The sequence below is a fragment of the Parerythrobacter lutipelagi genome (genome assembly GCF_005434975.1).
Classification (GTDB): Bacteria; Pseudomonadota; Alphaproteobacteria; order Sphingomonadales; family Sphingomonadaceae; genus Parerythrobacter_A; species Parerythrobacter_A lutipelagi.
Genome location: NZ_SKCJ01000002.1, coordinates 688,477 through 701,814, shown reverse-complemented (window position 1 = coordinate 701,814; position 13,338 = coordinate 688,477). Strand labels below are relative to the sequence as shown.

The following is a 13,338-nucleotide window of genomic DNA, read 5'->3' as shown; positions in this document are numbered from 1 at the left end:
AAGTCCGATCCTGTTGCCTAGCTGAACATCGCCATGCCGCCATTAACATGCAGTGTCTGGCCGGTAACATATGCGGCTTCATCGCTGGCGAGATAGGCCACCGCTGCGCCGATTTCCTTGCCCTCGCCCATACGGCCCATCGGAATGCGGCCGTTGATCGCCGATTTCTGATCGTCGGTCAGCGCTTCCGTCATTGCCGTCCGGATGAAGCCCGGGGCGACGCAATTCACAGTGATGTTGCGGCTCGCCAGTTCCTGCGCGAGGCTCTTCGACATGCCTGTCAGGCCAGCCTTGGCAGCCGTATAGTTCATCTGGCCCGGATTGCCGGTGGCACCGACAACGCTGGTGATCGAGATGATGCGGCCGCCCCGCGCCTTCATCATCGGCCGGGCGCTTGCGCGCATCAGTCGGAAGCTTGCTTCCAGATTGATGCGGATCACATCGTCCCATTCCTCGTCCTTCATCCGCATCGCGAGATTGTCCCGCGTGATCCCCGCATTGTTGACGAGAATGTCGATCTTGCCGAGCGTATCGACAGTTGCCGGGATCAGTTCCTCGACCTGCTTCGTGTCCGACAGATTGCAGGTGATCTCCACATGGTCGTGGCCGAATTCATCGTTCAACTGTTCGCGAAAGGCGCGCAGCTTGTCGCCATTCGATCCGCTCAGCGCGAGCCGCGCACCTTGCCGCGCGAGCGCATAGGCAATCGACGAACCAATCCCGCCGCTGGAGCCGGTCACGAGCGCGGTTTTTCCTTCGAGTGAAAACATCAGCCGATTTCCTTCGCGAGATTTTCGAGGTCTTCCATGGTGATCGCGCTGGTGACTTGCGCTTCCTTGTCGATCCGTCCGATCATCGGGCCGAGGACCTTGCCGCCTAGCTCGATGAAATGTTCAATGCCAGAAGCGCGCATCGCGAGCACGCTTTCCCGCCAGCGCACGCGGCCCGTGATCTGCTCTACCAGCAGGCGTTGTTCGACCGCCGGATCATCAACCAGCGCGGCAATGACATTGGCATAGAGTGGCAACGCCAGCGCCTGCGGAGACGTTTCAGCGAGTGCTTCTTCCATGGCATCCGCGGCAGGCTGCATCAGCGAGCAATGGAAAGGAGCGGATACGGGCAACGGAATGCCGCGCTTGATCCCGAAGTCCTTCACCATGCCGACCGCCCGCTCGATTGCCGCCGCGTGTCCCGAGAGCACGACTTGCGAGGGATCATTGTCATTCGCGACTTCGCACACATCGCCCTCGGCAGCGGCATCGGCGAGCTCCTGCGCTGCTTCGAGATCCGCGCCGAGCAGAGCGCACATCGCCCCGACCCCGACCGGCACCGCAGCCTGCATCGCCTGACCGCGCAATTTCAGCAACCGGGCGCTGTCCGCCAGCGTAAACGCATCGACCGCGCACAAAGCGGTGTATTCGCCCAAGCTATGCCCTGCAACGCAGCTGCCCGCGCCGGTCAGCGAAACGCCGAAATCATGCTGCAGGACACGGAGCGTTGCGATGGCGTTGGCCATGATCGCGGGCTGGGCGTTTTCCGTCAGAGTGAGCTCTTCGGCAGGCCCTTCAGACATGATTGTCGAAAGGTTCTGCGACAGTGCTTCGTCGACTTCCTCAAATGTCTCGCGCGCGGCGGCACTGGCGGCTGCCAGCTCCGTCCCCATTCCTACCTTCTGGCTCCCCTGTCCGGGAAATACGAAAGCTCGCATATTCACGATCTCCTTTGGCTGCGCGGCCTATGCGCGAGAGGCCGCTGCCGCAAGCCCGAACGGCACGATCTTGTTGGCCGCATCATGGCCGATATCGGCGAAGCCGAGGTAGGGAATATCCTCTCGCGCGCACCAGTACCGCACGATCTCCTCCTCGCTTTGTCCGAAGGGGCGGTCATTTTCGGGTATGTCGGAGATTCTCCCGAGGCGCAGTCCGGCTATGCCGCGCAGATGGTGAGAAACGTGAAAAAGCAGGCGGTCTATGGCGTAAAGATGCTCCGAAACCTCTTCGATCAGGACAACATGACCGGACAGGTCCGGCATCAGGTCGGTCCCGCAAAGCATGGCCAGCGTGGTCAGATTGAAGGCCGCAGTGGCCCGGTCATCGATTTCCGCCTCCACACCGGCGGTATCTCCACACAGGAAGCCGACGGCGCGATCGATTGCGTGCTCTCCGTTGGGGCGACCGATATCCGCTACCATCGGGCCATGCACGGGGACGCCGGTTCTCGTGCGATAGAGAGCAGCCAGCAAATAGCCGGTGTCGGAATAGCCCAACCAGGTCTTGCCGCGCGCAGCATCCCCCATTCCCGCTAGCGCGTCGGCAGCGATCCGGTTGGAGCCGTAACCGCCCGCAGCAAACCAAACCGCATCGACGCTGTCATCATTGGCGCATTCGAGCAGCGCCGCGAGACGCGTGGCGTCGTCTCCGGCAAAGTGGCCGTGCCGCTCGAAGCACTGGCGATGGAAGACGAGTTCCACATCGTCACGCCCAGCAAACCGGTCCTGCACGGCATCGGCATGTTCGCGTTCGAGGCGCTTTCCAGGGGCGCAAATGGCGATTTTGATCATCCGTGCAGCTTGCCCGCTTGTTTTGCCGCGCACAACTGCATAGCGAAGCCGCGATGAGCGATTTCCCCACACCCGACGACCTTTTCGCACGCCCCTTCTTCTTCTGCGGTATCGGCGGTTCCGGCATGATGCCGCTGGCGCAAATCCTCCAGGGCCGCGGCGCGACCGTCGAAGGCAGCGATCGCAGCCGCGATCAAGGCCGCACACCGGCGAAGTTCGCGGCGCTCGAATCGCAAGGGATGGCACTGTATCCACAGGATGGCAGCGGCATTGTTTCGTCCGACCAGATACTGGTCGCTTCGGCAGCGGTCGAGGATACCGTGCCGGAAATGGTCCGCGCCAATGAACTTGGCTGCTTGCGCATGACCCGGGCCGAACTGCTCTCCATCCTGTTCAACACCAGCGGGGCCGGTCTGGCTGTTGCCGGAACCAGCGGCAAATCGACCGTGACCGGTATGCTCAGCTGGATCATGCACGCCGCCGGGCGTGATCCGACGGTGATGAATGGCGCGGTGATGAAGAATTTCGTCAGCGAGGAACGCCCGTTTGCCAGTGCGCTGGTCGGTGGACAGAGCATTTTCGTCAGCGAAGTGGACGAGAGCGACGGGTCGATTGCGCTCTATCGGTCTGCGGTCGGCGTGTTGCTCAATGTCAGTCTCGACCACAAAAGCATGGACGAATTGCGCCAGCTGTTCGGTGATTTCCTGAGTCGAAGCCGGATTGCAGCAATCAACGCCGACGATGCCGAAGCGCTGCAACTTCTACCGCGCGCGAACGAAGTGATTACCTTCGGGATCGAGCAGGAAAAGGCCCAGATCGGCATCGTTCCCGGTTCAATCGCAGAGGGACCGACCAAGCAGGCCGCACTGGTCATTGATCGGCACGATGGCAGCGAGCATCCGCTGCGCCTCGCCATGCCGGGGAGGCACAATCTATCCAATGCGCTGGCCGCAATCGCCGGAGCAGCCGCAGCGGGCGTGCCTGTTTCTGCTTCTGTCGAAGCGCTCGCAGGTTTCGCTGGCCTCGCCCGACGCTTCGACATCGTCGGCACCAGCGAAAGCGGTATCACCGTGATCGACGATTTCGGGCACAATCCGGAAAAATGCGCCGCAACCTTGCGCACGCTTAAAGCGCATCCGGGCCGGGTGATCGCTTTCTTCCAGCCGCATGGCTACGGGCCGCTGCGCCAGATGGGGCACGAATTGGCTGAAACCTTCGTGCGCGAGCTAGGACCGGAGGACATCTCGATCTTCTGCGATCCGGTATATTATGGCGGCACGGTTGATCGCAGCCAGGGCAGCGAACGCATCGTGCAAATGATTGAGGAAGCCGGCGGACTGGCCGATCACGTTCCGTCGCGCGAAGATTGCGGCAAGTTGATCGCCTCGATCGCCAAGCCCGGCGACCGCATCGTGGTGATGGGCGCGCGCGACGATACGCTGACAAAGTTTGCGAAGTCGATCCTCGACCGGCTACCCTAAATCGCCCGAGGTCCGGCTTTCTCTCGCTCGACCGCGCGGCGATAGCCATCCCTTGCCACCAACCGCTCGCGATAGGTCTTGAGACTCTCCGGCACGCCTTCGTCCAGCCCGACGCGCTCGGCCAAGATCAATGCGTAGCCGACGCAGATATCGGCGACGGTGAAGCGGTCGGCACAGAGGTATTCGCGCCCATCCAGCCGCCGCTCGACTTTGACCAATCGCTTCCAGAACCACTTTGCGTAGGCTTCGCCAGCCTCGGCCCAGCCCTTGTCCTTCTCGAACATTGCGAAGCGCATGTAGACGGTCTGCGGGAAGGTGATCGTCGCGTCGGCGTGGTAAGTGTAATCGAGATACTCGGCATAGTCCGCCTCGCCCGGAGCAATTGCGAGCTCGCTCGGTCCGTTCTTTGTGGCGAGGTAATGCGCGATGGCGCAGCTTTCGGTCATCCGCGCCCCACCGTCTTCGGGCCCGTCAACCAGCAGCGGAACCGTGCCGAGCGGATTGATCTCAAGATATTCGGGCGCTGCGAAACGCGGCGGAAACGGCAGGAGTTCAAGGTCCAGCTCGATCCCCGCTTCCTCTGCCGCCCAGGTACAGCGCAGGCCGCGCGATCCGGCGCAGGTATAGAGTGTCGGCGCGCTCAATGCGCCCCCGGTGCGTGGCCGAGCTTGAAGACCTTGTGCAGCACAAACACAATAACCGCGCCGACTATCAGGGCCAGCACGGCCGAGGCGGCGGCATAGGAAACCCAGCCCAGCAGCCCGCCCAGCGCGCCGGTCGTCGATTGGACGGCGCTTTCCAGCCCGTGCGCCGCATCATACAATCCATGCAGCCCGATTTCATGCGTGCCGTGCAGCAGGATGCCGCCGCCGACCCACAGCATCGCTATCGTCCCGATAAAGCTTAGCGTAGTCAGCAGATGCGGTACGAAGGCGACCATGCCGTGCCCGAATTTCTGTGCGAACTCGGACGGCTTTTTCGTCAGGTGAAGACCGACATCGTCCATTTTCACAATCAGTGCGACCGCCCCGTAGACCACCACCGTCACAACGATGGCGACCACCGCAAGCGCGATGCCGCGCTCCCACCATATGTCGAGGTCGATCTCGTTGAGAGTAATCGCCATGATTTCCCCGGACAGGATCAGGTCGGTCCGGATGGCTCCGGCAATCCGCTCTTTCTCGAACCGGGCCGGGTCTTCGATCACATCGTCCACGGTCTTGCCGTGCTTTTCACCGCCGAGCTTCTCGATCACCTTTTCCGCGCCTTCATAGGACAGGTACAGTCCGCCCAGCATGAGGAAGAAGATGATCGCGCCGGGCAGGAACTCGCTGAGCAGGATCGCCCCCGGCAGCAGGATCAGGAGCTTGTTCTTGAAACTGCCCTTGGTGATCGACCAGATGATCGGCAATTCGCGCGCCGGGGAAAGCCCCGTAACGTAGCTCGGCGTGACGGCCGCATCGTCGATCACCACGCCCGCCGTCTTCGATCCTGCGCGGCCGGCTGCGGCAGCAATATCGTCGACCGAGGCCGCCGCGGCGCGGGCGATGATCGATACGTCGTCGAGCAGGGCAACCAATCCACCGGGCATTTATTCGTTTCCTTCAAATTCGGATTGCGCGGGCCTTGCCCGTCAATCCTGCTTTGCGCAACCGAGCGGTTCAGCTGATCCGGCCCATGCTGTCCTACACGCCGCGCCGCTGGCAGAACGCGGCCCATGGTCACAACACGCGAATCGGCTTTGCGTGCCTCGAATCCACTCTTCGGCCATGAGAACGCGGGGATGCGGCGCAACCGGACGAGACACGGAAGGTGACACACGACCTCGCGATCACTCCTTTAAGCCTCCCTCACCAGTGGATTTTTCGGTCAGTCGAAGTTTCGCGAATACCCCCGGTCAGTGTCACACCCGGCCTGCGCTCATTGCTTGCAATTCCCGCGCATACCGCTATGTGCGCGCCTTCGCTGCTTCCCAGCTGCGAGACGAAGAAAGCCGGAGGGGCCCCGCAATCCCGCGGATCAGCCAGCGATCGGCATGACAATGAAAGGACAAGAGCATGGCTCTATACGAGCATGTATTCTTGGCGCGTCAGGATCTGAGCCAGTCTCAGGTCGACCAACTGGCCGCTAACGCCACCGAGATCATCGAGCAGAATGACGGCAAGGTCACCAAGACGGAGACCTGGGGTCTGAAATCGCTCGCCTACAAGATCGATCGTAACCGCAAGGCGCATTTCGTGATGCTCAACATCGAGGGCCCTGGCTCCGTTGTTGCCGAGCTCGAGCGCCAGACGCGCATCAACGAAGACGTCATCCGCTACATGACCGTCCGTGTCGAAGAGCACGAAGAAGGCCCGAGCGTGATGATGCGCAAGAACGACCGCGATACGAAGAAGCGTCGCGACCGCGAGGAGCGTAACTGATGGCCCGCCCGTTTTTCCGCCGCCGCAAGACTTGCCCGTTCACGGCCAAGAATGCGCCGAAGATCGATTACAAGGACGTTCGTCTGCTGCAGGGTTTCATCTCTGAGCGTGGCAAGATCGTTCCTTCCCGTATCACTGCCGTTTCGGCAAAGAAGCAGCGCGAGCTCGCCAAAGCGATCAAGCGTTCACGCCAGATCGGCCTGCTTCCGTACATCGTGAAGTAGGAGGAGTAGACACATGGATATCATTCTCCTCGAACGCATCGGCAACCTTGGCTCGATCGGTGACGTTGTCACTGTGAAAGATGGCTACGCTCGCAACTTCCTGCTTCCGCAGAAGAAGGCCCTGCGCGCCAACGCCGCCAACAAGAAGGTTTTCGAAGCCAACCGCGAACGTCTTGAAAAAGAAAACGCAGAGAAACGCACGGAAGCCGAAAGCGCCGGCGACAAGGTCGGCGGGACCGAAATCGTCCTGCTGCGTGCATCGTCCAACGCTGGCCAGCTTTACGGTTCGGTCAATGTCCGCGACATCGTCAGCGGGCTGGAAGAAAAAGGCCATTCGGTCGACAAGAAGCAGGTCATCATGGGCAGCCCGATCAAGATGATCGGCATGCACGACGTGACCGTCGCCCTGCACCCGGAAGTTCACGTCACGGTGAAGGCGAATGTCGCCCGCTCCGAAGACGAAGCCGAGCTTCAGAGCCAGGGTATCGACGTCCTCGCCCAGCTGTTCGAAGAAGAACAGAAGGAAATCGAAGACGCGGCATCTGCCAACCAGACCGATCCAACTCTTGAGCCGGGCGAAATCCCCGCTGAATTGCTGGAAGACGGCGTTGATTCGCCCGAAGGCACTTCGGAAGCAGAAGCGAAGATCGAAGCAACTGCTCCGGAAGGTGACGAAACCAGCGAAGGCTGATTCTTTCGTAACCTTGCGAAGCACCGAAAGGGGCGCGGCCAGCTGGTCGCGCCCTTTTTCTTTGGCGCCGGTCGGCAACATCGGCCTGTCTTGAAATGTCGCCAAAAGGCGTTAGTTGCTGGCCATGTCCAGTTTCTCGAAAATCATAGACGACCTGATCCGCATCCACGACGCGGCAGCCGAAGCCCTGCGCAGTGACATTCTGGCTTACGCAAAGGATGGCACGATCCCGTCCCCGACGAGGCGCACCGACGGTACCTACGCCTATCCGGAACTGCGCCTGCATTTCGACGGCGAAGGCAATCCATCGGACCGCTCACGCGCGTTCGGCCGGTTGGAGCAAACCGGCAGATATTCAACCACCATAACGCGCCCGGCATTGTTCGCTGATTATCTGAAAGAACAACTGGCGATCATCACAGCTGACTATGACGTGCGGCTGGAAGTCGGCAAATCTCGTCAGGAGATCGCCTTCCCCTATGTGCTCGACGGCGAGGCAGGGGCGCTGATGGCCGGTATCGCACCGCAGGAACTGGCCAAGCACTTCCCGGCAACGGATCTCGCGCTCATCGGTGATGAACTGGCCGACGGGTACGAATTCTTCGATCTCGAAGCAGACATGCCGCTGTCGCTGTTCGACGGGCTGCGGACCGACTATTCGCTCGCCCGCCTGGCACATTACACCGGGACCCGGACCGAGGATTTCCAGCACTTCATCCTGTTCACCAACTATCATCGTTATGTTGATGAATTCGTTGACTGGGCTGCCGACCAAATCGGGCAGGATGGCTATATCGGTCTGACTGGCGCAGGCGGGCTCGACATCCGCGAGAAGACCGAGAATGCACGTCTGCAACTGTCTGATACCGCCTGGCGCAAACACCAGATGCCGGCCTATCACCTGATGCGCGAAGACCGGCGCGGTATCACTCTGGTCAACATCGGCGTGGGGCCGTCAAATGCGAAGACGATTACCGATCATCTGGCTGTCTTGCGGCCGCACAGCTGGCTGATGATCGGTCATTGCGGCGGTTTGCGCTCGAGCCAGAAGATCGGCGATTTCGTGCTTGCCCACGCCTATTTGCGCGATGACCATGTGCTCGACGGGGTGCTACCGCCGGAAATTCCGATTCCGCCGATTGCCGAAGTCCAGCAAGCGCTGGCAGGCGCGGCAGAGGCTGTTTCTGGCGCGCAGGGTGCCAATCTGAAGCAGAGGCTGCGCACCGGCACTGTAGTCACCACTGACGACCGCAATTGGGAATTGCTCTATTCGACCAGCGCAAAGCGTTTTTCCCAAAGCCGCGCAATCGCCATCGAAATGGAAAGCGCGACCATCGCCGCCCAGGGCTACCGCTTCCGCGTTCCCTACGGCACGCTGCTATGCGTCAGCGACAAGCCGCTCCACGGCGAGATCAAGCTGCCGGGGCAGGCAAACCAGTTTTACGAGGAAGCCATCGCCGCTCACCTCCAGATGGGGCTGGAAGCATGCAGACGCCTGCGCGACGAGGGTGACCGGCTGCACAGCCGCAAGCTGCGCGCATTCAACGAACCGCCGTTCAGGTAGAGACAGCGATACGTCGGCAAGCGGTCAATAGTGAACTCTCTGGCGCGGCGTCCCTGCAACCAATGTTAGTGATGTCAGAGGTGCCGCAGCTCTGAGTTACCCCGCGCCCTTGGTCTTGGTCTTGCCCGGCTTCGCGTTGCCTTCGATGAATTCGATTATCATCCCCGCAATATCCTTGCCGGTGGCATTCTCTATGCCTTCCAGTCCAGGTGAAGAGTTCACTTCCATGATCACCGGTCCGTGATTGGACCGCAGCAAGTCGACGCCGCAAACATTCAGCCCCATTGCCTTGGCCGCACGCACGGCGGTCGAGCGTTCTTCCGGTGTAATCTTGATCAGCTGCGCGCTGCCGCCCCGGTGCAGATTGCTCCGAAATTCGCCTTCGGCCCCTTGCCGCTTCATCGCGGCAACCACTTTGCCGCCGACCACGAGACAGCGGATGTCCGACCCGCCTGCTTCCTTGATAAATTCCTGCACCATTATCGCGACGTTTGCACCGCGAAACGCCTCGATGATGGACGCCCCGCCCTTCAGCGTTTCGGCCAGCACGACACCGATGCCTTGCGTGCCTTCGAGCAGCTTGATCACCACCGGCGGACCATTGACCGCTTTGATGATCTGTTCCGCCTGTTTGGGATCGTTGGCATAGGCGGTCAGCGGCAGGCCGAGCCCGTATTTCGCCATGATCTGCGTGGAGCGCAGCTTGTCCCGGCTCCGGCCGATGGCGACGCTTTCATTCAATGACCACACCCCGCCCATCTCGAACTGGCGCAAGACCGCAAGCCCATAAGCGGTGATCGACGCGCCGATACGCGGGATCACAGCTTCATAACCTTGCAGCGTCTCGCCCCGGTACATGACTGTGGGACGATGGCTGGCGATATTCACCGTGCAGCGGGTGGTATTCAGGATGTCCAGCGTATGGCCGCGTTGTTTAGCCGCCTCCACCAGCCGCTTGTGCGAATAGAGGTTTGGGTTTCTGGCGAGCATTGCGATCTTCATGGTTTGTGACCTTTCGTGGTCTTTTTCTCAGGAGTTTGCAGCCAGCTGTAGCCGGAGTCGACGACGAAGCGACGACGCAGCGAGGACCGACCGATCAACATCGGGAACTTCATGTCCGAGCGATCGGCAAGGCTGATTTCTGCGCGAAATTCGACATCGCCGATCTTCAGCGGGGTTTTGATGACATAGCGCCGCTGGGTTTCCCCGTTCGAGCTGGTGATACCGCGAATATCGACATGAACCGCTTCGCAAATATGCCGTTCACCGTCCCAGTCGACGGCAAACCGGACATATTTTTCACCGTCACGCTCGAAGTCCTCGATCACTTCACCGTGGAGCGACGATGTCCGTGCGCCTGTATCGATCTTGGCCGGAATCCCATCGAGACCGAGGTCGGGCAGGTGTACAAGTTCGCGCCAGCCGACGACGGACAATGCCTTGCGCTTGATGCTCAATCGAGAATTGCCAATCCGTCCCCGCCATCGCCGGTCTTGAGGCGGCGGAGCACTTTTCCTGTTGTGTAATCCACTTCGGCAACAGAGTTTGTGCCGGTTTCCGCGACATATACACGCTTGCCGTCGTCTGACCACAGTATCGTCACCTGAAACCGTGTTTGCGCCTCTTCAACGCTTGAAACGGCAATCGTGCGCAGGACTGCTGCGGTCTTGAGATCGATGACCGTCAAACTGCCATCGGCGAGATCGGAGGTGACAGCGACATCGCCCTGCGGCCGGATCGCCAAACGCAAGGGGAATGCGCCGGTATCCACTTGGTTGCGCACTTCCAGCGTCATCGGATCAAGCTCGATCGCCTTGTCGGAGCCGCGCGCAGAGACCCACAGCGACTTGCCATCCGGCGACAGCGAGATGCCCTCGGGCTCATCGCCGACTTCAACCGAACGCGGCGCTCTCTTCGTCAGCAGGTCAACCAGCGTCACTGTGCCGCTACCGAGATCCATCGTCCAGGCATGACGCGCATCTGGCGATACGGCGAGCATGTGGCTACCGCGCTTACCGGTCGCGAACTCGAAAGCTGCCATTTCGCCGACCGGGCGCTGTATCCGGAACACCGACTGACGCCCCTCCGCCGTCACGTAGATGTCACCATTGGCGTGCCAGACGATCCCGTGCGGCCTCGCATTCTCGCCCAATTCGATGCTGCGCAGGCGAGCAAGGTCGGACGTGCTGAATATGTCGACTGTGGTTCCGCCATAACAGGCAAGCGCCACCCACTTGTCATCAGGCGAAGTCGCCAGCTCGTGCGGGTTCGCACAACTGTCCACCCGCTGCACTTCCTCACCTGTTGCCAGATCGATCTTCGACAGAGAATTCCCTCGCTTGTTGGCAACAAAGAGGAACTGCCCTGCCAATTCGGTCGAGGTTGCAGCTTGCCCGTCGCCCTCCCCGCCCGCGACAGGTGCGCAGGCGAGGAGCGCCAAGGCGCTGAACGGAGCCAGCAGCTTCACCATCCGGTCGGCTTGCCCTCGTTCTGCTCGTCGAGCCATTCTTTCAGCGGCGCGAAATATTCTAGCATCGCCTTGCCGCTCATTTGCCGCTCACCGGTGAACGCTTCGAGCGCGTCGGGCCACGGCTCGGACGAGCCCATTGCCAGCATGGCATTGAGGTTCTTGCCGACCTCTTCGTTCCCGTAGAACGAGCAGCGGTGCAGCGGCCCTTCCCAGCCCGCCTGATCACACGCGGCCTTGTAGAACTGGAACTGCAGCAGCCGCGCAAGGAAATACCTGGTGTAGGAAACATTGCCGGGCACATGGTACTTTGCGCCCGCGTCGAACCCGGCCGGATCGCGCTCTGTCGGGGGAACAATGCCCTGATATTCCAGCCGCAGCCGGTTCCAGTCCGCATTGTATTCTTCCGGCGTCGTGCTGCCGTCATAAATGCCCCAGCGATAACGATCCATCAGAAGGCCGAACGGCAGGAATGCGGCCTTGTCCATCGCTTGCCGCAGCAAGAGGCCGATATCCTTGTCCGCACTGGGCACATCGGCCCGGTCGAGCATGTCGATCTGGACCAGATATTCCGGCGTAATCGACAGGGCGATCATGTCGCCGATGGCTTCGTGGAAGCCGTCATTAGCGCTGTCGCGATAGAGGAAATCCTGCACGCCATAGGCGCGCTGGTAATAGTTATGGCCCAGCTCGTGGTGGATGGTGATGAAGTCATCGGCGTTGGGCTTGATGCACATCTTGATCCGCAGGTCATCGCTGTTCTCGACGTCCCAGGCCGACGCGTGACACACCACTTCCCGGTCGGCGGGTTTTACGAACATGGAGCGTTCGTAAAAGCTTTCCGGCAAGGACTCGAAACCCAGCGATGAGAAGAAATTCTCACCAACGCGAACCATATCGACCGCGCTGTAGCCCTTTTCTTCAATCAGCTCGGTCAGATCGTAACCGATGTCGCCTGCGCCCTCCGGTGCGACCAGCGGATAGATATTACCCCATTCCTGAGCCCACATGTTGCCCAGCAGATCAGCGCGGATTGGACCCGTCGCCGGCTGGATCTCGTCGCCGTACTTATCGTTGAGCTTTGCCCTGACATAGGTGTGCAGCGCCATGTAGAGCGGCTTCACTTCCTGCCACATGCGTTCGGTTTCCGCAGCAAACTGCTCTGCACTCATGTCGTATTTGGATCGCTGCATCGCGCCGAAATCGGCATAGCCAAGTTCCCGCGCGCCGGCGTTGGTCAGATCGACCATACGGACATAGTCGTCTTTCATCGGAGCGCCGACATTGGTGTGCCAGCTAGACCACATTTCGGAGAGCTCTTCCGACGTCCGCTCGAGGTTGCCCATCTCCGCTTCGATATCCGACCCGTTGATGGTCTCCCCTTTCAGAGTGCCCGTGCCCGCACCATAGGCGGCGTTCAACTCGGTCGCGATCGTTGCCGTTTCGGCCGCTGCGCCTTCGGTGGTAGGCGTCGGCAGCGTCAGCGCGACGCGCAAAATGTCCAGCTTGCGCGCGACGTCGGGATCCAGCCCGTCAACCTCGGCAAACTTTGCAGCGGCCAGCGCTTTCTCGACAGCCGTTTCTGCCGCGATCGCCCCGAAATGCGCGGCCAAAGCGTTGGTATCCTGGGTGATATACGTCGAATTGACCCATTGCGCCTGCGCCCCGATGACCCAGAGCTTCTGCATTTCGGCTTCCGTATCGGCGACGAATTGCGCTGCCCCGTCTGCCGTCAGAGGGAAGCCGGAGACCTGCTCCGCGTGCTCTGCGTCTGTTTCGCTCATCGCGTGATGATCGGCATGGGCAGGTGCGGCAAGCGATATTGCCAAAGCGAACAGCGGCGCAGAGAGCGCAACGGATGCGTATTTCATGATTTCAGTCCTCTCACGGAAAATCCGGTTTCCACCGTTACCGGTTTGAACCTGCCA

At 60.7% G+C, this 13,338-nt stretch carries 14 protein-coding genes; 5 read left to right on the top strand and 9 right to left on the bottom strand.

All coding sequences use genetic code 11. The annotated features are described in order from the left end of the window. Window positions 1-17: 17 nt before the first annotated feature. Genes fabG through E0502_RS11755 form a run of 3 tightly spaced genes read right to left on the bottom strand, consistent with a single transcriptional unit; the run spans window position 18 to window position 2,560 of the window. Window positions 18-770, bottom strand: coding sequence for a 3-oxoacyl-[acyl-carrier-protein] reductase (gene fabG, locus E0502_RS11765; protein WP_137678188.1), 753 nt, complete (start codon window positions 768-770; stop codon window positions 18-20). After that, window positions 770-1,708, bottom strand: coding sequence for an ACP S-malonyltransferase (gene fabD, locus E0502_RS11760; RefSeq protein ID WP_137678187.1), 939 nt, complete (start codon window positions 1,706-1,708; stop codon window positions 770-772). Before fabD ends, fabG begins: the two co-directional genes overlap by 1 nt. Before the next feature lie 27 nt (window positions 1,709-1,735). Next, a complete protein-coding gene (locus tag E0502_RS11755; RefSeq protein WP_137678186.1) occupies window positions 1,736-2,560 on the bottom strand; it encodes an LD-carboxypeptidase in 825 nt (274 codons plus the stop codon). 53 nt (window positions 2,561-2,613) lie between these two features. Here E0502_RS11755 and E0502_RS11750 point away from each other — a divergent pair, with 53 nt between their 5' ends. Then, a complete protein-coding gene (locus E0502_RS11750; RefSeq protein WP_137678185.1) occupies window positions 2,614-4,041 on the top strand; it encodes a glutamate ligase domain-containing protein in 1,428 nt (475 codons plus the stop codon). Here E0502_RS11750 and E0502_RS11745 read toward each other — a convergent pair. Both E0502_RS11745 and E0502_RS11740 read right to left on the bottom strand, forming a co-directional pair. Then, window positions 4,038-4,685, bottom strand: coding sequence for a glutathione S-transferase family protein (locus tag E0502_RS11745; RefSeq protein ID WP_137678184.1), 648 nt, complete (start codon window positions 4,683-4,685; stop codon window positions 4,038-4,040). The two genes, E0502_RS11750 and E0502_RS11745, sit on opposite strands and share 4 nt — an antisense overlap. Then, window positions 4,682-5,632, bottom strand: a complete 951-nt coding sequence (locus E0502_RS11740) for a DUF808 domain-containing protein (protein WP_137678183.1) — start codon at window positions 5,630-5,632, stop codon at window positions 4,682-4,684. The genes E0502_RS11745 and E0502_RS11740 overlap by 4 nt, the downstream gene beginning before the upstream one ends. Window positions 5,633-6,098: 466 nt before the next feature. On the opposite strand from E0502_RS11740, the gene rpsF reads away from it, so the two are divergent. From rpsF to E0502_RS11720, 4 genes are all read left to right on the top strand, one after another. Then, window positions 6,099-6,464: a 30S ribosomal protein S6 gene (rpsF, locus tag E0502_RS11735; protein WP_137678182.1), complete on the top strand. Its 366-nt coding sequence runs from the start codon at window positions 6,099-6,101 to the stop codon at window positions 6,462-6,464. After that, entirely contained in the window at window positions 6,464-6,688 is a 225-nt protein-coding gene (rpsR, locus tag E0502_RS11730; RefSeq protein ID WP_137678181.1) for a 30S ribosomal protein S18, read from the top strand. The genes rpsF and rpsR overlap by 1 nt, the downstream gene beginning before the upstream one ends. A gap of 13 nt (window positions 6,689-6,701) precedes the next feature. After that, a complete protein-coding gene (rplI, locus tag E0502_RS11725; RefSeq protein WP_137678180.1) occupies window positions 6,702-7,379 on the top strand; it encodes a 50S ribosomal protein L9 in 678 nt (225 codons plus the stop codon). A 124-nt stretch (window positions 7,380-7,503) separates the two neighbouring features. Then, window positions 7,504-8,943, top strand: a complete 1,440-nt coding sequence (locus tag E0502_RS11720) for an AMP nucleosidase (protein WP_137678179.1) — start codon at window positions 7,504-7,506, stop codon at window positions 8,941-8,943. 96 nt (window positions 8,944-9,039) lie between these two features. Here E0502_RS11720 and rimK read toward each other — a convergent pair whose 3' ends face one another. From rimK to E0502_RS11700, 4 genes are read right to left on the bottom strand one after another with little or no spacing between them, the layout of a single operon-like run. Next, window positions 9,040-9,945 (bottom strand): 30S ribosomal protein S6--L-glutamate ligase, encoded by a 906-nt coding sequence (gene rimK / locus E0502_RS11715; protein WP_137678178.1) that lies wholly within the window; start codon window positions 9,943-9,945, stop codon window positions 9,040-9,042. Next, window positions 9,942-10,400: an ATP-dependent zinc protease family protein gene (locus tag E0502_RS11710; RefSeq protein ID WP_240049035.1), complete on the bottom strand. Its 459-nt coding sequence runs from the start codon at window positions 10,398-10,400 to the stop codon at window positions 9,942-9,944. The genes rimK and E0502_RS11710 overlap by 4 nt, the downstream gene beginning before the upstream one ends. Next, window positions 10,397-11,449 (bottom strand): YncE family protein, encoded by a 1,053-nt coding sequence (locus tag E0502_RS11705; RefSeq protein WP_240049033.1) that lies wholly within the window; start codon window positions 11,447-11,449, stop codon window positions 10,397-10,399. The genes E0502_RS11710 and E0502_RS11705 overlap by 4 nt, the downstream gene beginning before the upstream one ends. Beyond that, window positions 11,407-13,281: a M2 family metallopeptidase gene (locus E0502_RS11700; protein ID WP_137678177.1), complete on the bottom strand. Its 1,875-nt coding sequence runs from the start codon at window positions 13,279-13,281 to the stop codon at window positions 11,407-11,409. The genes E0502_RS11705 and E0502_RS11700 overlap by 43 nt, the downstream gene beginning before the upstream one ends. Between the last annotated feature and the right edge of the window lie 57 nt (window positions 13,282-13,338).